Origin of the sequence: Stenotrophomonas mori, from assembly GCF_023556335.1 — a bacterium.
GTDB classification, from domain to species: domain Bacteria; phylum Pseudomonadota; class Gammaproteobacteria; order Xanthomonadales; family Xanthomonadaceae; genus Stenotrophomonas; species Stenotrophomonas mori.
The window spans coordinates 1,621,557-1,644,321 of the sequence record NZ_JAIKTS010000001.1; the positions used below are offsets into that span (position 1 = coordinate 1,621,557).

The 22,765-nt window shown below is 65.2% G+C and carries 11 protein-coding genes; 1 reads left to right on the plus strand and 10 read right to left on the minus strand.

Annotated elements, in window-relative coordinates; all coding sequences use genetic code 11:
- Positions 1–357 precede the first annotated feature (357 nt).
- The 6 genes from K5L01_RS07375 to K5L01_RS07400 form a co-directional block, all read right to left on the minus strand.
- Positions 358–813 (minus strand): hypothetical protein, encoded by a 456-nt coding sequence (locus K5L01_RS07375; RefSeq protein ID WP_250063294.1) that lies wholly within the window; start codon positions 811–813, stop codon positions 358–360.
- Between the two features lie 313 nt (positions 814–1,126).
- Positions 1,127–2,941: a hemagglutinin repeat-containing protein gene (locus K5L01_RS07380; protein ID WP_250063296.1), complete on the minus strand. Its 1,815-nt coding sequence runs from the start codon at positions 2,939–2,941 to the stop codon at positions 1,127–1,129.
- 195 nt (positions 2,942–3,136) lie between these two features.
- Complete coding sequence (locus K5L01_RS07385; RefSeq protein ID WP_250063297.1) at positions 3,137–3,478, minus strand: hypothetical protein; 342 nt, start codon at positions 3,476–3,478, stop codon at positions 3,137–3,139.
- Positions 3,479–3,941: 463 nt separating this feature from the next.
- Positions 3,942–4,256, minus strand: coding sequence for a hypothetical protein (locus tag K5L01_RS07390; protein WP_250063300.1), 315 nt, complete (start codon positions 4,254–4,256; stop codon positions 3,942–3,944).
- Complete coding sequence (locus tag K5L01_RS07395) at positions 4,256–15,334, minus strand: hemagglutinin repeat-containing protein (RefSeq protein WP_250063302.1); 11,079 nt, start codon at positions 15,332–15,334, stop codon at positions 4,256–4,258. The genes K5L01_RS07390 and K5L01_RS07395 overlap by 1 nt, the downstream gene beginning before the upstream one ends.
- A 107-nt stretch (positions 15,335–15,441) precedes the next feature.
- Positions 15,442–17,082, minus strand: coding sequence for a ShlB/FhaC/HecB family hemolysin secretion/activation protein (locus K5L01_RS07400; protein ID WP_250063305.1), 1,641 nt, complete (start codon positions 17,080–17,082; stop codon positions 15,442–15,444).
- A gap of 360 nt (positions 17,083–17,442) precedes the next feature.
- On the opposite strand from K5L01_RS07400, the gene tdh reads away from it, so the two are divergent.
- Positions 17,443–18,477: an L-threonine 3-dehydrogenase gene (gene tdh, locus K5L01_RS07405; protein WP_250063307.1), complete on the plus strand. Its 1,035-nt coding sequence runs from the start codon at positions 17,443–17,445 to the stop codon at positions 18,475–18,477.
- A 188-nt stretch (positions 18,478–18,665) separates the two neighbouring features.
- Here tdh and K5L01_RS07410 read toward each other — a convergent pair whose 3' ends face one another.
- From K5L01_RS07410 to K5L01_RS07425, 4 genes are read right to left on the minus strand one after another with little or no spacing between them, the layout of a single operon-like run.
- Positions 18,666–19,745, minus strand: coding sequence for a sulfate/molybdate ABC transporter ATP-binding protein (locus K5L01_RS07410; protein ID WP_250063308.1), 1,080 nt, complete (start codon positions 19,743–19,745; stop codon positions 18,666–18,668).
- Positions 19,742–20,668, minus strand: a complete 927-nt coding sequence (cysW, locus tag K5L01_RS07415) for a sulfate ABC transporter permease subunit CysW (protein WP_250063310.1) — start codon at positions 20,666–20,668, stop codon at positions 19,742–19,744. The genes K5L01_RS07410 and cysW overlap by 4 nt, the downstream gene beginning before the upstream one ends.
- Entirely contained in the window at positions 20,665–21,507 is an 843-nt protein-coding gene (gene cysT / locus K5L01_RS07420; RefSeq protein WP_336254085.1) for a sulfate ABC transporter permease subunit CysT, read from the minus strand. The genes cysW and cysT overlap by 4 nt, the downstream gene beginning before the upstream one ends.
- Before the next feature lie 15 nt (positions 21,508–21,522).
- On the minus strand, positions 21,523–22,551 hold the full coding sequence (locus K5L01_RS07425; protein ID WP_272494052.1) for a sulfate ABC transporter substrate-binding protein: 1,029 nt from the start codon (positions 22,549–22,551) through the stop codon (positions 21,523–21,525).
- Positions 22,552–22,765 lie beyond the last annotated feature (214 nt).

The window sequence follows — 22,765 nt, forward strand, 5'->3', positions numbered from 1 at the left end:
ATCTAAGTCCAGCTCGATCGCAGCGTCACCCCGCGCAAAGCAGGCAGAGCCAGAAAACAGGTCAAGATAAATCCCGCACCAGAGAGCCACGCTCTGAGCTAATTTAATTAACTCTGATCCCTGTTTTGGCTCGAATTTTGAAAGAACAAATGGCCTCCTCATGACAAACCACCGGCCACTCCCAAGCCGAACGGAAACACTCGGAATTCAAGTTAGCCTGACATTTATTGCACCACGACGTGCCCGGAACTATATTTACTCAACCAGAACTTTACCGACCAACGCGCTGGTATGCAGGGGCTCGTTGATGCCAGGATTTAATTCACCCCAACCCCTATTCCTCTCTTCATTCACTTATCAAATGTCCCCAGCCCACTCCCGAAGCTTCCTAGCCTTTTCCTCATGCAGCTCAGCAGCGCGCCGATAATGCTTGGCAGCAACAGCATCCATCTCAAGAGAATCACTATAATTCAAAACAAACAATCCATAATAATAGTGAACCAATGGATCGCCCCCTGCCAAATACAGAAGCCTCTCGAAAAATGGCTTGGCAATCTCATCCACAGGAAGAGTCAACACTATGCTAATAGCCAGAGGCGCATAAAGCACTTTAAGAAGCGAGTACCCTTCTCCCACGTCGCCAATCTCGCGCCTTATTAACGACTCAATCTCATTCACACCCAGCCTGACAATGTCGCCTCTAACATCCCCTCCTTCCTCAGGCATGGGATCTCGAAAAGCCAACCCTCCCCCGCTTTCGGCTATCGCAACAAAATAAGCACGAATAAGCTCAGAAAAAACATAACTCTTCATCAAAATCCCTCAACGCTTGGGAGGATGATAATTGCTAATTCGCACTGCTCCGTCAGGCATCCGGAGCAGACGATACTCAATCTTCTGCCCTTCCACGACAACTGTGCGTGTTGAAGGAACTGCCGAGACAGGAATCTTCCCTCCCGCCGCAATAAAAGTCGCGGCATCATTAGCAATGACACTATCAATCCGACTCTTTGACAAGCCCGACATCTCGCTGAAATTATACCCAGACCCACTATGGGAATTACAATATCCATGACCACTTATTTCGATCCTCTGCCCACCAATAGTGGTTGAGACAATCTCGTTCTTAGGGGGTTGAAGATGGCCGAACTACAGTAAACTTCAAACTTGGAGGACTCAACCCATCCCCATTGACATTATCCGGAAGCAGATGATCTGGCGTCTCAGTTCGCCCTGTATTCCTGCCACTACCGGCTCCATCACTCGCGGCCCCGGCATATTTACCCTGCCCTGCAAGCGTTCGATTAACCGCAAAAGCTCCACCTGCGGCTATCCCCATGCCAGTTAGCGCCTCCACCAGATTCGGGTTCCCGGGCGACAGACCAACTGCCTGCCAAGCCTGGTTCTGCAAAGTGAGCGCCGGCCGTCCCTGATACCAAGTTGTCAGGCCTGCTGACATATTGTCTGCTGACTCAGCTGCCGCCGCGCACCCCCAGACAGTGAAGGGACAAAGCACACTTGATGCCCAAGCCCCCAGCAATCCGAGGCCAGCCTGAGTCACACCACCGAGGCGCTGGGCAGTTTGAACGTCATGGAAGGCGTCTTTATAGGCATCCGCTCTCGTGTACTTGAAGAGGCCACTCCCAGCCAGTACCCGTGTAATTTCTTCTTGCTGCCCAGCAGTCATTCCATCCAGGACTGATTGATACTGCGACGCCAGATACGTCCCTGCCGGTGTAAGGGACATCCCATCTACCCCCTCCAGCAACGTCCCCGGCTCAATCATGTCTCTTCCGAGCAAACACTGGACCATGACACAGGCCACAGCCATCAGTTGCTCTTCGGAATAACCCTCCTCCATCAACTTCTCGATGACGTGCCGCTCATCCGGATGCAACTGCCGATTGAACTGCTCCGCTGCCAATGCAGTTGCAGCACCACTGCCACCACCAACAACAGCGCCCAACGCCAAGCTACCCAACTCCATCAAGGTTTTGCCTTCCGGGGAGTTCGGATCGATGTCGTTGCCGCGCAGGTAGCCCTGCATCGCCTTTGACGTCAACTGGTTGGTCGCCGCGCCAGCCAACCCTTCCAGCACGTCACCACCGCCCAGCGCGGCAATACCCGCGCCCACGATGCCGTGCAGGATCACCTTCTCCTTGCTGCCTTCCTCCCAGCCCATTTGCTGGGCCAGATCACCCGCGGCCCGCATCCCCACCTGCCCGGCCACCTGCCCCATCTCCATCCGCTCAGCCACCTTCTGCTGATCGAAGATTTCCTTGAGGCCGTCCTGTTGCAGTTCGGTCACGCCTCTTGCGATGCCTTCACCACTGCCGTCATGCACGATCAACGTGCCATCGGCAATGCCGGCCTGCGTCGTGCTGCCGGACTTCTCGTGCTGCGGCACGCTGATGTTCGGGCTGACGCTGCCACCACCACTGCCCCCGCTGGCGCTGATACCGAAACTGCTGGCCTTGTATTCGGCCTCGTTCTCCAGGTCGCTCCAGCCCAGGCTGCCGGTTTCCAGTCGATTGCGTAACGGGTCCGCCGCCGAGGCGATGGCCGCGCCATTCAACTGCGTGTGCCCTCCCACGCGGATGTCGAAGCCACCTTCCCCGGCCTGGATGCCGGTCTGCTCCTTCACACTGGTGTAGGTGCTGTCGATCTTGCTCTGGTTGTAGCTGGCGCTGACCTGCCCGCCACCGGTGCCGAAGGCCACGTCGATGCCCGCGCTCTGGTCCTTGCGCGCATAGTCGTTCGTGTCCTGCTGGCTGGTCATCGTCAGGCTGCGGCCAATGTCCGCAATGACGGTTTCACCACGGGCCTGCGCCCCTTCCAGTGTGGTGTCGCGGCCGCTGACCAGGGTGAGGGTGTTGGCCGCATCCACCGTGGTTTCGGCATGGGTGGTGCCGTTGCCGGCGGTGACGTACAGCCCGGCCACGCGCTCCACCACTGTGTTGTCGAACCCCGCGCCCTGCTACGTCCGCACGGTGATTGCGGAGCTCCGCGGGGAAAGTTTAAATCCAGCAACAAAATTACCCAGTCAATCAACCACAACAAACAATAACGACCCCACACTCACTTATTTTATTACTTAAGTGAATCTGGAACCGTCATTTGTATATGGAACTGTTATTTATTTACACCACTCCATCTCTTTTACAAACCTAACATCCACTCGATCAATCACCCAAGAAACCATATTTCCGTCAAGAAACCCAAATTCTTCCGCCAAAAATTCGCCATAAAACATTAACTCACCGGAACTGACACACCCTTCTTTCAATCTCCCAACCACCTTATATGAATATCTTTCTCCACACCCATCGAGGGACTCACCCACCTCCCCGGCATCATCCACAAAATATTCATCAAAAACTATCGGATAAAACTCAACCTCGTAAAAACCCCCAACCTTTATTTCGAAAGGGATGCTACTCGCAATAGCATGTCGATCGGATACCACCAACAACGACATCAACCTCCCCTTCAATATCAAAATTGATTGATCTAACGAGAATAGAGAAAATCACGAAACGCTCCTTAATGACCTATCAGCCCTATCCCCATTCACCATCTTCCAGAAGCTATTTCCACTTCCCACATGAATCGTAGGAACTTCACCCTTGGCATTCGTTCCTACAAAACCAAACTTGGCCGCACCCTTGCGAGACGAATTCCCCATCAATAACGGTTCCGCGTTCACTTGCTGGATGACTCAAGTGAACGCGGAACCGTTATTTCTGCACCGCCTCGATGGTCACGTTCTGGCCGATGATGCCCGAGCACGTCACTGCCGGCGATTTGGTTCCACCTGAATTTTAAAAGAGCGTGCAACTGCCTCGCTTCAAGCGAATTTCAGTACATATAAGTGAACCCGGGACCGCTATTGATTATTGCCTGGAACCATCATTGCCATCATCTCAGATTACCCCAACCGCTTACTTTTTATAACGACCACTCCATCCACTCTGCTCCTGACACTGGAGACTAAACCATTTAATCACAAAAAAAAGAACGCCCCCTCCCAATGGAAAAACCAAAATAGAAAAAATTCCATTAAATGATGCATAATAAGATAACAAATCCCCCCCCGAACCTCTCATGGAAAAAAATCCATAGGTGTTAATTATTGCGGAAATTAAAGCTCCAATAAAAACCCCGCAAATAATCAACTTTAGATATCCTGTTTTTCTAAAAAAACCACCTTCAATTGGATTTATCAATGCCGCGATTAATTGAGCAATAAAATCCATCACTTATCCTCCTCATTGACATTATTCTCATGCTGATCAACAACAGCATTCGCCGCCTTTGAAACAGCAGCACTTTTCAGCATGCTATTTACTCTTATAACAAGGCCACCAGCCGTCTTGATACTTGGAAAGAATCCAACTGGCACTCCTGACCACATCAGCATTTGCTGAGTATACATACCTCCAACCGCACCAGTAGTCGCCGAAATCCCGAGTCTTGCCCAAGAGAAATTATCTCCATAGGCTTCAAGAAAACTTCCTCCCTCCCATGTTTCGGAGGTGGCTTTCCCTGCCACGGTGCCAGCATAAATTGAGGAACTAATGCTGGCCCCTTTTGCTCCAGCTGCAGCCCACTCCGGGAGCATCGGATAAAAAGCCACTCCCCCCGCAGCCAAAATACCTGCCACTGCACTGGCTGCTTGTAATTTAGCCACTCCCCATTGCGAGGCCGAAGCATCAGCAAAGGCATTATTTGCCGGGGCCAAAACCATGTGCCAGTCATCTTTGGTGCCCGCCGTTGCGGCAAGCGTATTGAATACATCAATGAACTCCTGAGTACTACGTCCCAACTCGTTGTCAAACATCGATACATTTCGATGATCACCGTCGAATGCCGCAAGGTTCCCATAGACATCCTGATTATTCAGGAGGAATTCGATTGCAGCCTCATTGTCGTAGCTACCCAAATGCGCCAGCTTGTCTTGGATTCCTTGATCCACATAGGCAGCACCTTCAACCAACAAAATCCGGTAAGCCTCTTGCTCGGAGATACCCTGCTGCTCCGCAAACTCGCTCGCATGCTCACGAATCCACTTCACCGCATCAGGATGCAGCATTCGGTTGTTGGCATCTTCATTGAAAGCCATCGAAGCCCCTGAACCGCCACCCACCGCCGCGCCCAGACCTGCTGCCAGCCCCGCACCCACCGCTTCCTTAACACCATCCGGCAGGTGGCTCGTCAGCTCCGTTAGGTAAGGCGCTGCGGCCGCTGCAGAGCCTGAGCCCAGTGCCCCCTCAAGGCCACCGCCTAGTGCGCCCATCACAGTGTGGGCCGCCACGCGATAGGCACCACCCTCATCCCATTTGGCAGCTTCCTCCTCATTACCCTGCAAGCGAAGCTCCAGAGCTTTTTTGCTTGCAAAATCCCCCACCGCCTTGCTCGCCTGCTGCCCGAACACGGCCGTGATCTGCGCCTGTGCCTCTACCTGCTGTTGCAGTTGCTGCCCATCCCATGCTTTGCTCAGGCCATCGGCGTCATCACCGCTGATCACCCCCCGGTTCAGCCCGGCTAGCACTTCCTCGGCGGTTTGCCCGGTTCTTTCCTGCTGACCGGCTTGGTCGGTAATGACCAGCGATCCGCCACTGATACCACTGTGCGTGGTGGAACTGTCGCTGCCGCTCTTGCTGCCATAACCGGCCGCCGCGCCCTGCGCCCCGGTGTTGAAGTTCTGCCAGGACCAGTCGCTACCGTTGTTCGTGGTGCTGGGTGAGCCGGTATCACCGCCCTTACTCCCCCCGGCGCTGTATCCACCGGACAGGCTCACGCTCTTGGCGCTGTAGTCGCTGTGGTTCTCGATATCCGAATAGGTCAGCGTGCCGGTCTGCAGCCGATTCATCCCGGTATCCACCGCTTCCTGCGTACTGGCGATGACCGCCCCCTTCAGGTCGGTGTTGCCTTCCACGCGGATATCAAAGCCGCCATCGCCGGCAAAGATGCCGCTCTGCTCTCCTACGCTGGCGTAATCGCCACTGACCTTGCTGCTGCTGTAGCTGGCACTGCCACTGAAACCCGCACCAACCGTCACGCTGCCGCCAGCGCTCTGGCTCTTGCTGTCGTAGGTACTGGTGTCCTGCAGGCTCTCGATATTCAGGTCGCCGCCGATGTCGGCAACCACCCGCTCGGCGGAAAGCTGTGCACCCTTGATCGTGGTGTCGCCCCCACTGATGACGGTAGCGGTGTTGCCGGCGCTGACATGGGTGTTGCGCTGGCTGACGTCTTCGCCATCGGCATTGCCACGGGCAGCGCTTGCACTGGCAGTAATACCGAAGGACGTGCCACCGCTGCCGATGGTGGCTGCCACGCCGATGGCCGCACTGCTGCTCTTGCTGCTGCTGTGCTGCTCGGCTGTGTCCTGTGCCGATTCAAGGGTGATGGCATTGTCGGCCAGCAGCAGCAGATCGTTGCCTGCACTGATGTCACTGCCGCGCACCACGATGTTGCTGTCCTGCCCGCCGCCGGTGGCGATCAGGGTGACGTCCCCACCGGCCTGCAGTGTGGAGCCCTTTGTCATGCTGCTGCTCTGCTTGCTCTGGTTCTCGCTCTTGCTGCCGCCAATGGTGGCCGAGACGCTTACGTTGGCGCTCTTGGCCATGTCGCCCGCATTGCCGCTGGCCAGTCCCTGGCCGAGTTCGCTCAATGCACCGGCCGAGTTGTAGGCGTTCAGGGCGGCAGCGCCGGCGGCCAAGGCCTGCATGCGGCCATCTCCACCTGATTGCTTCGATGCCTTGTTCAGGTCGTCCGCCGTCTGCAGCAGGCTCAGCACCGGGGCACTCACGGCAACGGTCAACCCACCCTGCTTGAACCGGGTCTGCTGTCCGGCCGTGCTGGTGTCGTGCACTTCGGTGATCGCGATTGACTTGGCCTTGGCGGTGATGTTGCCTTCCAAGGCAACGACATCACTGCCGGCGATGGACAGGGCATTACCGGCCACCAGCGTCACGTCGCCCTCCAGACTGCCCACGGTACTGCCGCTGTGAGTGACGCCGGTGACATCGGCCTCGGTGTCGGTCTGCTGCTTACCGATGGTGAAGCCGACACCCCCGCTGCCAAACAACCCCGACTTCTTCACCGTCTTGTCGTGCACTTCGCTGTAGGTGTTCTCAGCCGTGGTCAGCGTCAGATCGCGCCCGGCCGCCAGTAGCACATCACCGGTCCCGGCGATCTGCGCGGCCTGCGCGATGAGGTCGCGGCCGGCAGCCACCTGCACGCTCTCACCGCTGAGGGTGCTGCCCACCGCCAGGCTTTCGTGCCACTCGTCGTGGGTGGTGGTGGTCTTGCGCTTGAGGAAGCCCTTCTTGGTGCGCTGCTCGTCGATGCTCAGGTCGTGCTGTTCCTGCGCACTCAGCAGGCTGACGTCGCGACCGGCGGCCAGCGCGATGCCGCCTTCCTCGCTGTACACCCCGGCCGCGGTGAGCGTGGCATCGCGGCCCGCCGCCAGAGCAATGTCGCCACCGGCCTGCAGGGTGCTGCCACGGACGGTCTCGTCGGTGGCGGAACTGCTCGTCGACCAGCGCTTGCCCGCTTCACCCTGTTCCACCGTGGAGGTGTCGACAACCACCGTGCTGGTGATGTCGCGTCCGGCCTGGATCACCAGTGCGTCACCCGCCGCCACGCCGGCGGCGGCCAGGTTCACGTCGTTGCCGGCATGGAGGAGCACACTGCCGCCTCCCTGGACGGCGCTGGCGACGTGTCCCACCTGTTCACTGCGCCGGTAATTGCGCTCGTCGCCGCTGACCGACTGGCCGCTGCGCACAGTCAGCGTCTCCAGGTTCAGGTCGCCACCGGCCGCGAGTGCGGTCAGGCCATCGCCCGCATTGCGCACCTGGGCTCCCAGCAGGGTCACATCACCGCCGGCGGACACCCTCAGTCCACCATCGCTCCCTCCTCCGGTGACATACAAGCCCGCCACGCGTTCCACCACGGTGGCATCCAGCCCCGCTCCCTGATGGGTCCGCTGGGTGGAGGCAACCGTGATATCCCCGCCCGCCACCACGTCCAGCGCCTCACCGGCCCGGACCTGGCTGCCGGTGATGTCGATGTCCTGCAGCGCCTTGAGGCCTACTGTCCGCCCTTCGATGCGGGCACCCGCCTGGTTGCGGATGTTCTCCGCCTCGATCCTCACCTGCTGGCGGCCGGCTATGTTCCCTTCGTTGACCATGTCGCCACTCAGACGGAGATCGACATTGGTCCCCGCCAGCAACGCGCCGCTGTCGTTCAGATCGCCCGGGCGCACGCGCAGATAGACCTGCGGCACCAGCGCCGTGGTGGTGCTGCCATCGGCCAGGGTGATGGTCTGTTCGACCAGCCACACGATGTCGCTGGTCAGCTGCGCCATCTGCTCCGCACTCAGGGCGACGCCGGGGCGCAGACCATACGCCTGCGCGAAGGTGGCACCGGCTTCCAGCAGTGCCCGGTACTGGTCTTCGTCGTTGGCATGGCCCTCGAGGAAGCGGCGCCCCGTGAGCTCGCCGATCTGCTCGCGCACCAGCTTCTGCTCATAGAAACCATCGCCAAGACGCTTGTGCGTGTTGGCCGGGTCCAGACCCATTTTCGACAGCAGGTAATCGGAATCGAGCCAGTTCCGGTAGTCGGCAAAGCGCGGGTCGGTCTCCACCAGCGGACCATTGCCGTTGACGGCCACGGTGAACAGGCTGTTGCCGGGGGCGTGGGTATCCACCGCTCCCATGGCGATGCCATCGACCGATGTGCCATCGGCCCGGGCGGCCCCGTCGGCAGCCTGGCGACCGGGGCCGGTGGCACCAGCCCCCCCGTTTCCGGCGACCGCTGCCGGAAGATCGCTGGCAACCGCATCGGCCAAACGTCCACCGACCCGTGCCGGCCCCTGTATCGCCGGCCCGGAAGTGTCCAGCTCGCTTCCTTCCGCATGCGTTCCCAGGCCCGCCAGTGCCGCACCGGTGCGGACATTCGGCGCGTCGCGTCCCTTGTCCAGGTTGCTCAGGTCACCGACGTCCACCGTCAAGGTGCCGCCAGCGACAATGCTGCCACCGACCTTGCCGATTTCCTCGGAGATCGAAGGCCTGCTCCAATGGCGGGTCGACCCGTTGTAGCCGTAACTCACGTTGTCGAAACTGTGGGTCCGGTAGAGCGTCAAACCGAGGTTCTCGACGTGGCTCTGCGCGCCGTGGCCGAAGAGGTCCAGATCGCCGCCCGCAACGACCTGACCATAATGGTTGACCAGCTCGTCCACGGTCAGGCTCATCTTCCCGCCGGTCCGGATCACCGCGTCGGCACCGATGCCCGGGACCAGCACATCGTCGGTCACCGTCCCGCTGGCGACGCGGTACTTCTCGTTGTTCTCGAGTCCGGAACCACCGATTCCTTGGGGATGGATCAGGATCCGCCCGGGATCGTTGTACGCGTGCGGGGCCCATATCTGCACGCAGTTGGTCGTGCAGGTTCCATAGGCGCTGGAGTACGTCAGGGTGTCGTCGACATAGTGGAATGCCGGCGACCCCGGCTCTATGCCGGTCAGCTCTAGGAACGGGTCGTCCGCGCCGATCGCCACCTGGTCCGGATTGGCCTGGCCATTCTGTCGTCCGAAATAGTAGAGGGTGATGGTCCCGTCCTGTGGATACAGGCGGGAACGCTCACCGCTGGCGGCATGCAATCCGCCGCGGCCGAAAAAGTAGGCCGTGGTCTGCGGAGTCAGGCGGACAACCGCCTTGCGCACGTGGTAGCCGTCGGGCGTGATGTACGGGGTGTCCTCCAGAATGTCGGCAGGGTCGAGGTAATAGACCTCGTAGGCCTGGTAGTTGCTGGTGCTGCGGATGTCGTAGGTGTCGTTCCTGCCATTGTTGTGCCACGCAGGCTGGTCCAGACGCACCGGGGCCTTGATGGTGGTGGTCTGGGTCACCTCCACGTTTTCGCGTACGTTGCTCAGCACGCCGGCATCGATCGTCAGTGCGTCGGCGATATCGATCACCGAACCGATGTTGTCCACCCGTTCGGCGCTACCGACGGCCCTGAGCGAGCCGTCCAGCGCACCGCCGATGGCGGCAGCGCCGCCGCTGTAGATCAGCCCCTCGCCCGTGTTGGCAAGCACGCGGGCCCCGAGGTCCAGCTGCTCGCGGGCGGCAATCACGGCAGAGACGGTACTGCCATCGATGGTTTCCGCACGGTTGTGCAGTGTATCGGCGGCAAGAGCGACATGATCGCCATAGATACGGCCGGTGCCGAGGTTGTCGAGCGTTCTGGTATCGACATGGACGGTACCCGCATCGATCAGGCCACGGTTCACCACGCTGTGCGCGGCGTCCAGAAACGCCCTGTCCGCGGCGCTGATCTCGCCGTCGACAGCATTGTCGATGCTGTCGGCACTGAGCGCGAGGCTCCCGCCCTGGAGGCGACCGCGATTGACCAGCCTGCCGGCCGTGGTCAATGCCACCGTGCCACTCGCGCTCACCTCTCCGCTGTTGGTGAAGTCCTGCTGCAACGAGACGGTCAGGTCACCCCGCGAAAGCAAGGCTCCGTCCCCTCCGAGCACACGCGCCACCAGCGTCTGGTCGCCACCGGAAACCAGGGTGCCCCCGGTGTTCGTGATCGCATCGGCGCCGATGTCCAGCTGCCCGCGCGAGGACACCTGGCCGCCACCGTTGTCCAGCAGTCCCTGGACCTCGATGCGCGCCTGCGAATCGGCGATCAGCTGGCCATTGCGATTGTCCAGTCGATCCGCGACCACCTGCAGGCTGTCAGCCTGCAGCCCCAAGGGCCGGCCGGTTGTGGCGGCCAACGTATCGCGGTTGTCCACGGTCGCCGCGCTCACCGTCAATGCCTCCGCGGCCGCGATCAGGCCACCGCGGTTGCGCAGGTCGCCCCCAATCACCAGGTCGGCACCGCCCCCGGCCTGCACGGTGCCTCCGGCGTTGGACAACGACGTCGCCCACACCTCCAGGTCCCTGCCGCTGGAAAGCAGGCCGGCGGCAGTGTTGTCGAGCTCGCCGACGGCGAGCTGCGCATCCGCCTGCGCGGACACCACGCCGCCACGGTTGTCCAGGGTGCCTCCGCGAAGATCCAGGAGGCCCCCGCTCACGATCCCGCCAGCGTCGCCGGACTGCCGGTTGGCAATCGTCTTCCCGGACGCATCCAGGGACAGGTCACCCGCCGACTGGAGCAGGCCGGCGATGTTCTGCAGGGCTCCGCTATGGATGTCCAGTGCGCCTGCACTGCTGGCAAGCAGGCCGCGGGTGTTGTCCAGGGCCCGACCGCGGGTATCCACCTGGACCGCGGCTCCCACAATCGTGCCGCCGGTATTGTCCAGGCCGTCAGCCTGCAGCGTGAGTCCCTCCCCTGCCTGCAGGGTGCCGCCGGTGTTGTCGACGGCGTCTTCCACCTGCACATCGAGTACGGTGCCCGCCCCGAGGGTGCCGTCGTGGTTGTCCAGTGCGCCCGCACCGACCTCCAGGTCGCCCGCGCTGGCCAGGATCCCCTGTCCGCTGTTGTCCAGGCGCCCTTCGACGGTCAGGCGCAACCCCCAAGCACCGGCGGCCTGCACCGTGCCGCCCCGGTTGGACAGGCTGCCTGCGTCGATCCGTGCATCGCCCGAAAAAAGGACCGCTCCGCCCTCGTTGTCGATCTGACCGGCGACCGTCAGCGCACTGTGTCCCTGCGCCGCCGATTGCAGGAGGCCCTGCCGGTTGTCCCAGTTGCCCGCATGAAGGTCGATCACGCCGTTGCTGGCGATCGTCCCCTCCCGGTTGTCCAGTTTTCCCAGCACATGCAGGGCCAAGGCACCGTCGCCGGTCGCGACCAGCTGCCCGCCCGCGGTCGTCAGGTCGCCGGCTTCAACGGCCAGGTGCCTGGCCGAGGTGGTGCCATCACGCAGATCGAGGGTATCGCCACTGAGCAGCAGTGTGCCGTTGCCGAGCAAGGTGCCTCCGGCGCCCTGCAACGTCGCCGCATCGATTCTCAGCTCACCCTCACCTGCATGCTGCACTGTTCCGCCGGCGTTGCCGAACGTGCCGGCGTGGATCGAAAGATCACCGTTGCCTGCCAGGGTTCCCCCGCTCCCATTGTCGAACAGGCCCGTCACGGTCAACGAAGAGGCTTGCTCGCCGGTAGCGATGATGCGTCCTCCGGCGTTGTCCAGACTCGCCGTGTCGATCGTCAGCTGCACCGCACTGAGCTGCGCCTGGCGGTGCGCCACGTCGGAGGCATGCAGTACCAGTGCACCTGCACTGGACAGGGTGCCGTGATTGCCGAGCAACGCTCCGGTGGCAATCCTCAGTTCGTCCCCGGCGTGCGCGACCGTACCGCGCTCGTTGGACAGGCGGGCCGCCTGGATATCGAGCACACGGGCATTTGTCTCCACGGTCCCGCCGGTATTGTCGAGCAGCCCCGCGATGTCGATACGGGTATCGCCCTGGCCCGACGCGACGATCCCGCCGGCACGGTTAGACAGTGCGCCCGCACTGAGCTCCAGCGCACCGTTGCCTGCGATCAGGCCCTCCTCGTTGTCCAGCGCATCACGGATCCGCAACCGGAGCCGCTCCTCCGATGTGGCGACAAGGATGCCTTCGGCCGTGGTCAGCGCATCGGCCTTCATCTCGATACGGGCGGCCTGGGTCGTGCCTCCCCGCAAGTCGATGGTGCCGCCTTCAAGCTGCAGCTCGCCGTTGCCCAGCACCGTGCCTCCGGCTCCGTCCAGCGTCCGCGCTGCAATCGAGAGCAGGCCGGTGCCGGCATGCGCGACGCTGCCCCCACGGTTGTCCAGTGCTGTCGCGGCCAGCGACAAGTCACCGGCGGAAACGATCTCGCCCCCGTGGTTGTCCAGCGTCGCGGTGGCCGCGACTGTCGATGCGCCCAGCGCAGAGGTGGATATCCTTCCCTCATGGTTGTCGATGTCCTGTGCCTGGATGGCCAGGACACCGTTGCTGCCGACCACGCCGCCACGGTTGTCCAGCGTGCCAAGGGCGGTGAGCTGAAGTGCCTCTCCACCACTGGCGATCAGCTGGCCACCTGCCGTGGTCAGGTCTCCGGTGGCGATGTTGATGCGCTGTGCCGATGTGGTCGCACCACGCAGGTCGGTGGTGCTCCCGGTGATCGTCAGCGTTCCGTTGCTCAGCAGACTCCCCTCCCGCCCCAGCAGCGTGAACGCGGCAATCGACAGCAGACCATCGCCCGCCTGCTGCACGGCACCGCCGGCATTGCCGAAGAGATGGGCGGAAAGGGCAAGGTCGCCATTGCCTGCAATAAGACCGCCGGCACTGTTGTCCAGGGCATCGCGGACGGTGATGGCACTGGATCCGCTGCCGGTGGCCAGTACACTGCCGCCGCGGTTGTCGAACGTCCGTGCCTCCAGCTGCAGATGCTCGGCACTCAGGTCGGCGCCACGGTGATCCACCTGCCCGGCAGTCAGGTGCAGAGCGCCGGCTGTCGCGACCCTCCCTTGCCGGCCATCCAGTTGATCGACCTTCAGGGTGAGCCCCTGCCGGCCGGAGTGCCGCAGCTCGCCGCCACCGTTGTCCAGGCGGTCGGCCTGGATGTCCAGCGACACGGCGTTGCTGGCGATCATCCCTCCATGGTTGTCCAGAAGACCCGCGACCCTCAGCGCCGTCGCCTCTTCCCCAGCATGCGAGATCCGGCCATCGCGGTTGTCCAGCCGATCGACCCGGACCTCCAGGTGATCGGCGACCTCCAACCGTCCTCCCCGGTTGTCCAGCCTCTCTGCGTCCAGTGCCAGCGTGCGCTGCACCGCCAGGCTTCCGGCCTGGTTGTCCACGCCGTCGCCTTCCACGTGCAGATCACGTACGACGGCATTTCCGTCGCTGTTGTCCAGTCCATGGCTGGTGGCGTCGATATCGCCACCGGCCACCAGCCGCCCGGCGCTGTTGTCCAACACGCCGTGGATGGCAATGCGTCCGGCCGCCAACAGGCCATTGCCCGGGGTATCGCCCCCGCCCGCGCCTCCCCCCGTCCCCGGCTCCCCGCCACCGCTGCCGCCACCTGGCGATGTCGCCCCGCCCTCCCCGGGGCCCGGCTCTCCCTCACCTTGCTGCGCGAGGGTCCCGATGCGCCCCTGGTCGCGATTGCGCAGATGCGCCGCCTGCAGATACAGATCCTGCGCGCCGACCTGCTCGATGGCTCCCCCGTGGTTGCGCAGCGAAGCCGCCTGCAGGTCCAGGCGCAGGGCATTGAGCGTGCCGCCGCTGTTGTCCAGGTCGGCGGCCGTGTCCAGGCGCGCTTCGCGCGCCGCGCTGATCGTGCCGCTGTTGGCGATCCCGCCCCGCGCCGCCACCCGCGCATCCTGCTGGGAGTGCAGCGCGCCGGTGTTCTCGAGGCGGCCGTCCACCGTGACCACCAGCTCGCCGGCCTGCGCGCCGATGCTGCCGGCGTTGCGTACCCCCACACCATGTTCGTTGCCGACCAGCCAGATCCGGTTGGCGTACATGCCGCCCAGCGCGCCCACGTCCAGCGCGAGCGCCGGCGCGGCATCGCCACCGCCATGGGCGGTGACCCGGCCATGGTCGGCGCTGACCGTGTTGCGGCCCAGGCTGGCCTGCAGGCGGTCCGCCCAGAGGCCGGCGTTGATGTCCAGCGCGCGGGTGATGATGTCGGTGTAGTCGACCCGGCTGGCGTCCAGCCCGGCGCCGCCGATGCCGATCCTGCCGCCATCGACGCGGTAGCCGTCGAGCACCCCTGCGGTGACGATCGGGGTACCGGTGGTCAGGGTCACCCGGCTGGCGTTGAGGAAGCCGCCGCCGTCGACCTGGATGCCCGACGGGTTGGCGATCACCACCTGGGCGCGGTCACCGGCCACTTCCACGTATCCGCGCAGCTGGCTCGGGTCGGCGCTGTTGACCTCGTTGAGGATGATCCGCGCGGTGCCGCGCGCCAGGTACGGGTTGCCCTGCACCCAGCCGCCCAGCTGGGTCTGCACGTTGTTGCGGGCATTGTTGAGGATGACGCCGTCGCTGCCGACGTCGAAGTGCCGGTAGCTGTTGCGCGAGACTCCGGCCGCGCTCGGCGTGGTGATGTTGACCTGCGGGGTGCCGTTGGCCGAGGTGACCACGGTCGGGCGCTGCGCCGGCGGCGCGCTGCGGTCGCCGACGATGCGCCCGGGCACCGCGGCCGTGCGGGCCTGCGGCGGTGCCGCCGCCAGCGGCGCGGCCAGCCCGACCCAGCCCAGCGCCAGCCACAGCGCGAAACTCACCGGCCGCAGCAGCGCGGTGGACACCCCCGTGCCGCTGTCCGCGCCGCCATGCGCCGCCTTCACCAGTTCCGATGCCACCTGCCAGACGCCGAGGATGCGGTTGAAGACCAGACGGTAGATACGATTCATGGCATTGCTTCCTTTCTATCCTTGTAAGGGTGTCGGCGCCGCGCGTTCCGCCGCCGGCGCCTGCACGTTTGCGTCGCGGCCGCTTCGGCCGCCGCGACCGGCACCGCTCAGAACGAGGCGCCGAGGCTGAAACCGAACGTCGTGTACGCCGTGGGAAATCCGACCGGCTTGTGCACCGGGCTGCCCACGAACACGTCCCAGTGCGCATGCGGCGTCCCGCCGCGCAGGCCCAGCGCCACGCCGGCCAGGGCATTGCCCATCTGCCATTGCGTGGCCGGCCCGCCCACATGGCCGTAGTCCGCCCCGACATACGCTTCCTGGCCACCGCCCAGGGCGACGCCCAGCTCGTTGCGCAGCAGCCAGCCGCGTTCGCCGGTCAGCGTCAGTTCGCCATCGAAACCGCGCACGCTGTAACGGCCACCGATGGAGAAGCGGTCCTGCGGCACCAGCAGCGAGCGGTTCCACTGCGCGCGCCAGCTGGCGCTGTAGCGCAGGCTCTGCCGGCCCAGCCGGAACGGCACCGTCAGCTGTGCGTCCGCGGTGAAGATCCGCCCCAGCGCGGTGCCTTCGTCGAACGCCTCCTCCGGGGCCGGCAGCGCACCGAAGGCGCGGGTGCCGCGGCGGTAGGCGACGCTGGCATCCAGGGTGCTGTCGCCGATGAAGTGCTTGTGCGTCAGGCCCAGCTCCCAGCCGGCCATGCGCCGCCGCTGCACCTCGATCTCGGTGTCGTCGATGAAGTTGTCCGAGTCGCGGTACCAGCCCCGCGCATGGGCGCTGGTCTTGGCGCTGGCATTGCGCAGCAGCATGCGCCCCAGGCGCACCTCGGCGTTGCGGCTGGCGCCGCTGTAGACATAGGTTTCGTAGGCGCCGGCGACGGACTGCCGGTAGTCGTAGTCGCTGGCGTTGACGCCCAGCAGCCAGTAGCCGAGCGGTACGCTGTAGTGCGCCGACCAGCTCTCGGTCTGGCGGCCGCTGCCGTTGAACACCGACCGTCCGCCGTTGACGTAGAACAGGTCGTTCAGCCGCAGCGGGTTGTCCAGCGAGACCGTCGCACCGGCCTGCAGCTTGCCGGTGGCGGTGCTGCCCGAGTCGTCCAGGGTCAGGTTGACCCGCAGCCTCGAACGCTGCGCCCAGCTGACCAGCAGGTCGCTCTCGCCCGGCTGCGCCGCCTCGCCCGACTCCGGCACCGCGATCTGGATGTCGACCGTGGCCGTCGGTACGCGCTGGAGGTTCTCCAGCCCCTGCTCGATGTCGCGCAGGTTGAGCAGCGTGCCCGGCGAGGCCGGCAGGGCGTTCCACAGCGCCGGCGCGGCGTCCGGACGCTCGGCGAAGCGCAGTGCATGGATCCGCCCCGGCACCACCGTCAGCGTCAAGGTGCCCGTGGTCAGGTCCTGCGGGGCGGCAAGGATCCGCGTGGTGACGTAGCCGCGGGCGATGAGCGCGTTCTGCACGCGCTTCATCACCGTGTCCACGCCGGCGGTGCCCAGGCACCGGCCGATGGCCGGGTCGCCGGCCGGGTTGGCCGCCTTGAGCGCCCAGTCGAAACGTCCGGCCAGCGCTCCCTCAAGGAGGATGCGCTGGACCGGGAAACACGGCTGCTCATCCTGCGGCAGGCGGCCGCTGTCGGTGGGGGCGTCGCGCTCGAGCCGGACATCGGGCCGGCTCTCCTGCTGTTCGCGCAGCGCGCGCTCACGCTCCTGCTGCCTGAGCAGCTCCTGCGTCCCCCGTTCCGCCGGCACCTGTGCCATCGCCGGCAACAATGGCGCCAGCGCGCCACAGACCACTACCGCAAGCCGCAGATGCGGCCGCGCCCCCTGATTTCCCACACCTTCTCCTTGTGTCACCGTGCATCCGGCCGGACGTGCTCGACGTCGCCGCCGGCATCAGGCCCGGTTCCACCGGGCCTGCCGAAAGCCACTTCCAATCCTGCGGATTCTCGAATATCCGTCCGCCCCCCGCAACCGGCGGCCCCCGGCCGCAACGGAATCCCCGGCCCCGGCCCCGGCCGCCGACCTCCGCGCATGCTGCGGCCCAGGGCCGGATTGGCGACCGTTGCAGAGGAGACCATCTATATAATCGACGTTCTTTCCCACTGCGGTTTCCCGGCGATGACACAGACGATGAAGGCATTGGTGAAGCGCGAAGCGGCCAAGGGCATCTGGATGGAACAGGTGCCGGTGCCCACGCCCGGCGCCAACGAAGTACTGATCAAGCTGGAGAAGACCGCGATCTGCGGCACCGACCTGCACATCTACCTGTGGGACGAGTGGAGCCAGCGCACCATCACGCCGGGCCTGACCATCGGCCACGAGTTCGTCGGCCGCATCGCGGCGATCGGCCCTGGCGTGACCGGCTACGAGGTCGGGCAGCGGGTCTCGGCCGAAGGCCACATCGTCTGCGGCCATTGCCGCAACTGCCGGGGCGGGCGCCCGCACCTGTGCCCGAACACCGTCGGCATCGGCGTCAACGTCAACGGCGCATTCGCCGAGTACATGGTGATGCCCGCCAGCAACCTGTGGCCGATTCCCGACCAGATCCCCTCGGAACTGGCCGCGTTCTTCGATCCGTACGGCAACGCTGCGCACTGCGCGCTGGAGTTCGACGTGATCGGCGAGGACGTGCTGATCACCGGCGCCGGCCCGATCGGCATCATTGCCGCCGGCATCTGCAAGTACATCGGCGCACGCAACGTGGTGGTCACCGACGTCAACGATTTCCGCCTGAAGCTGGCCGCCGACATGGGCGCGACCCGGGTGGTCAACGTCGCCAACCAGTCGCTGAAGGACGTGATGGCCGACCTGCACATGGAGGGCTTCGACGTCGGCCTGGAGATGAGCGGCAACCCGCGGGCGTTCAACGACATGCTCGACTGCATGTACCACGGCGGCAAGATCGCCATGCTCGGGATCATGCCCAAGGGCGCCGGCTGCGACTGGGACAAGATCATCTTCAAGGGCCTGACCGTGCAGGGCATCTACGGCCGCAAGATGTACGAGACCTGGTACAAGATGACCCAGCTGGTGCTGTCCGGTTTCCCGCTGGGCAAGGTGCTGACCCACCAGTTGCCGGTGGAGCGCTTCCAGGAGGGCTTCGACCTGATGGAACAGGGCAAGGCCGGCAAGGTCGTACTCAGCTGGGTGTAGTACGGCGCGCGGGCGTCGTCGCCCGCGCTCGGCGGCGGCCGGATCCGCCGCCCCACGGCGACCCGGCAGGTGCGGGTGCCAGCACCCGGCCTCCAGGGGAGTGGAAGGGCCGGGCCGGCGTGGGGAGAACGCCGTTGCTGGCACGTCAACTGTGCCCATCGCCGGCCCGTGACGGAATCGGACAGTTCCTAAACATCGCCTTCCGGCCCCCGGGCCGGTGGTTCGGCGGCGGCCGGACGCGCGAACACCCCGTGCCGCCGCGCCACCAGGGCGACGTTCTGCCCGGGCCGGTAGGGCGGCGCCCCCGGCGGCAGCTCGACCTCGACTTCGACCCCGGCCGGCTGCAGGCGCGCGCGCAGCCGCGAACGGCCCCCGCTGCGCTGCACCGACAGGAGGGTGCCCACCCAGTCGCCGGCCTCGCCCACCTGGAAATCGTGCGGGCGCACATAGACTTCCAGCGGATCCTCCGCCGGCAGCCGCAGCGGCCCCGGCCAGTGCGCGCCGGCGACTTCCAGCCCGGCGCCCGCACGCCGTGCCGGCAACCGGTTGACCTCGCCGACGAAGCCATAGACGAACGGCGAGGCCGGGCGCTCGTAGACCTCGTCCGGGCTGCCCACCTGCTCGATGCGGCCGCGGTGGAGGATCGCGACCCGGTCGGCCAGCTCCAGCGCCTCTTCCTGGTCATGGGTGACGAAGACGGTGGTCAGGCCGGTGCGGTCATGCAGCGCGCGCAGCCAGCTGCGCAGGTCGCGGCGCACCTGGGCATCGAGAGCGCCGAACGGCTCGTCCAGCAGCAGCACGCGCGGCTCGATGGCCAGCGCGCGCGCCAGTGCCACGCGCTGGCGCTGGCCGCCGGAGAGCTGCGCCGGGTAGCGTGCCCCCAGGCCCTCCAGCTGCACCAGCGCCAGCAGCTCGTCGACACGCGCGGCGATGCGCGCCTTCGGCCAGCGTGCGGCACCGCGGCGCACCTCCAGCCCGAAGGCGATGTTGGCGCGCACGTCCATATGCCGGAACAGCGCGTAGTGCTGGAACACGAAGCCCGCGCGGCGCGCCTGCACGCTCAGCGTGGTGGCGTCCTCGCCATCGAACAGGATGCGCCCGTGGTCGGGCGGCTCCAGTCCGGCCAGCGCGCGCAGCAGGGTGGTCTTGCCCGATCCCGACGGCCCCAGCAGGGCCAGCAGCTCGCCGCTGTGGATGTCCAGGCTCACGCCGTCGAGGGCCGGGAACGCGCCGAAGCGCTTGCCCAGCTGTTGGATGCGGATGTTCATGCGTGTCTCCGGCCGTGGCGTGCTTCCAGCAGCGCCTTCAGCACCAGCGTCAGCAATGCGCTGGCCGCCAGCAGCGAAGCACAGGCGAACGCGGCACTGTAGGCGTATTCGTTGTAGAGGATCTCCACGTGCAGCGGCAGCGTGTTGGTGCGTCCGCGGATGTGCCCGGACACCACCGACACCGCGCCGAATTCGCCCATGGCCCGCGCACTGCACAGCAGCACGCCATACAGCAGGCCCCAGCGGATGTTGGGCAGGGTCACTTTCCAGAACATCTGCCACGCGCTGGCTCCCAGGGTCAGTGCCGCCAGTTCCTCGTCGCGGCCCTGCTGCTCCATCAGCGGCATCAGCTCGCGGGCGATGAAGGGAAAGGTGATGAACACCGTGGCCAGCACGATGCCGGGCACCGCGAACACGATGCGCGGCAAGCGCAGCAGCACCTCCCCCACCAGCGGCAGCGGCACCCGCAGCCCATCCTCGATCAACGGCCACAGCCAGCCATCGCGGCCGAACAGCAGGATGAACACCAGCCCGGCCACCACCGGCGACACCGAGAACGGCAGGTCGATCAGGGTCACCAGCCAGCGTTTGCCGGGGAAGGCATGCTTGCTGACCACCCACGCCGCGGCCACGCCGAAGACCAGGTTCAGCGGGACCACCACGGCCGTGACCAACAGTGTCAGGCGTACCGCCGCCAGTGCGTCCGGATCGCTCACCGCGTTCCAGAACGCCTGCAGGCCGCCGCGCAGTGCTTCGGCGAACACCAGCAGCAACGGCAGCAGCAGGAACGAGAGCAGGAACCCCAGCGCTCCGAGGATCAGCAGCCCCCGCGCCCAGGCCGGCTCGGTGGTGACGCTGTGCGGCGCGCGCGCCCGCGTTTCATGCGCGGCCTGGGCCGGCAAGGCCAGCACCCGTCCGTTCATCGTGCACCCCGGCGCTGCAGGCCGGCCTGCAGGCTGTTGACCAGCAACAGCACCGCGAAGGACAGCAGCAGCATCGCCGCGGCGATGGCGGTGGCCCCCGCATAGTCGAACTCCTCCAGGCGGATGGTGATCAGCAGCGGCGCGATCTCGGTGGCGTTGGGCAGGTTGCCGGCGATGAAGATCACCGAACCGTACTCGCCCACGCCGCGCGCGAAGGCCAGCGCGAAGCCGGTCAGCACCGCCGGCCACAGCGCGGGCACGACGACCCGCACGACCGTCTGCCAGCGGCTGGCGCCCAGGGCCGCGGCCGCCTCCTCCAGCTCGCGCTCGGCCTCAGCCAGCACCGGCTGCACGATGCGCACCACGAACGGCAGGCCGACGAACACCAGCGCCACCACGATGCCCAGCGGCGTATAGGCGATCTTCAGGCCCAACGGCTCGAGCCAGCGCCCCACCCAGCCCTGTCCGCCGTACAGTGCAGTGAGGGCGATGCCGGCCACCGCCGTGGGCAGCGCGAACGGCAGGTCGATCATGGCGTCGAACAGCCGCTTTCCGGGAAAGCGGTAGCGCACGAATACCCAGGCCACCCAGGTGCCCATCACGGCGTTGAATGCCGCCGCCGCGAAGGCGGTGCCGAAGCTCAGCTGCAGTGCGGCCAGCACCCGCGGCTCGCTCCAGATCCGCCAGACGCCGTCGATGCCCAGTCCCGCCGCGCGCAGGAACACCCCCGCCAGCGGCAACAGGACGATCACCCCCAGCCAGGCCAGGGTGATGCCCATGCCGATGCCGAAGCCGGGCAGCACCCGGCACGCGCGCCGCCGCTGCGGCAGGGGTCGCACGACGGTATCCACCGCCTACCTGCCGGCCTGGATCTGGTCGAACACGCCGCCGTCGGCGAAGTGTTCGGCCTGGGCCCGCTCCCACGAGCCGAACGCGTCGCGGATGGTCACCAGCCGCACCCGGGGAAAGCGCGCGACATCGGCCGGTTCGGCCAGTTCGGGATGGCGCGGGCGGTAGTAGTGGCGCGCGGCGATGCGCTGCCCTTCCGCCGAATACAGGTACTCCAGGTAGGCCTGGGCCACCTCGCGCGTGCCATGCCGGTCCACGTTGCGGTCCACCAGCGCCACCGGCGGCTCGGCCAGGATCGACAGCCGCGGCACGACGATCTCGAAGCGGTCCGGCCCCAGCTCCTGCTGTGCCAGCAGCGCCTCGTTCTCCCAGGCCAGCAGCACGTCGCCGATGCCGCGCTGGGCGAAGGTGGTGGTGGCGCCGCGCGCGCCGGTGTCGAGTACCGGCACATTGCGGAACAGCGCGCGCATGTAGGCGAGGATGCGCGCGCGGTCGCCCTTGAAGATATGGTCAGCATAGGCCCAGGCCGCCAGATAGTTCCAGCGCGCGCCGCCGGAGGTCTTCGGATTCGGCGTCACCACCGATACCCCCGCGCGCAGCAGGTCCGGCCAATCACGGATCGCTTTGGGATTGCCCTTGCGCACCAGGAAGACGATCGTCGAGGTATAGGGCGCGCTGTGGTCGGGCAGGCGTTCCGCCCAGCCGGCCGGCAGCAGCCCGGCCCGGTGCGCGAGGGCATCCACGTCGTAGGCCAGCGCCAGCGTCACCACGTCGGCCTGGAGGCCGTCGATCACCGCGCGCGCCTGCTTGCCCGAGCCCCCGTGGGAGGTCTCGACGGTGACGGTCTCGCCGCGCGCCTGCTGCCAGTGCCGGGCGAAAGCGGCGTTGAAATCGCGGTAGAACTCGCGGGTCGGATCGTAGGAAACGTTGAGCAGCTGGACATCGCGGGCCTGGACACTGCCGGCAAGCAGCATCGACAGCGCGGCCAGCATGGCCAGGCCGGCACGGAAGAAGCGGGGGGACGTGGGATTCATGGACGACTCACTCGGGAGGACACCGGCAGGCGCCGGACCGCGGCGCATCCACCGCATGGGGGAACGGAGGCCACGAGGCCCGGCCCAGCGGACCGGCAGGCCGTCACGGTCCACGCCGCCTGCCCGGCCCGGTGGCGCGGAGGGCACGGCCGGGTCGGGATGAGGGAGGAAGCCGGTGCGGTCATCGGCGGACGCCTGCGTGCCGTGGAGGGCC

Coding starts and splice junctions, on each gene's coding strand:
- K5L01_RS07390 (WP_250063300.1), bottom strand. CDS start 4,256: ATGGATTTTATTGCTCAATTAATCGCGGCATTGATAAATCCAATTGAA.
- K5L01_RS07400 (WP_250063305.1), bottom strand. CDS start 17,082: ATGGCACAGGTGCCGGCGGAACGGGGGACGCAGGAGCTGCTCAGGCAG.
- K5L01_RS07375 (WP_250063294.1), bottom strand. CDS start 813: ATGAAGAGTTATGTTTTTTCTGAGCTTATTCGTGCTTATTTTGTTGCG.
- K5L01_RS07425 (WP_272494052.1), bottom strand. CDS start 22,551: ATGAATCCCACGTCCCCCCGCTTCTTCCGTGCCGGCCTGGCCATGCTG.
- K5L01_RS07395 (WP_250063302.1), bottom strand. CDS start 15,334: ATGAATCGTATCTACCGTCTGGTCTTCAACCGCATCCTCGGCGTCTGG.
- K5L01_RS07410 (WP_250063308.1), bottom strand. CDS start 19,745: ATGAACATCCGCATCCAACAGCTGGGCAAGCGCTTCGGCGCGTTCCCG.
- cysW (WP_250063310.1), bottom strand. CDS start 20,668: ATGAACGGACGGGTGCTGGCCTTGCCGGCCCAGGCCGCGCATGAAACG.
- tdh (WP_250063307.1), top strand. CDS start 17,443: ATGACACAGACGATGAAGGCATTGGTGAAGCGCGAAGCGGCCAAGGGC.
- K5L01_RS07385 (WP_250063297.1), bottom strand. CDS start 3,478: ATGTCGTTGTTGGTGGTATCCGATCGACATGCTATTGCGAGTAGCATC.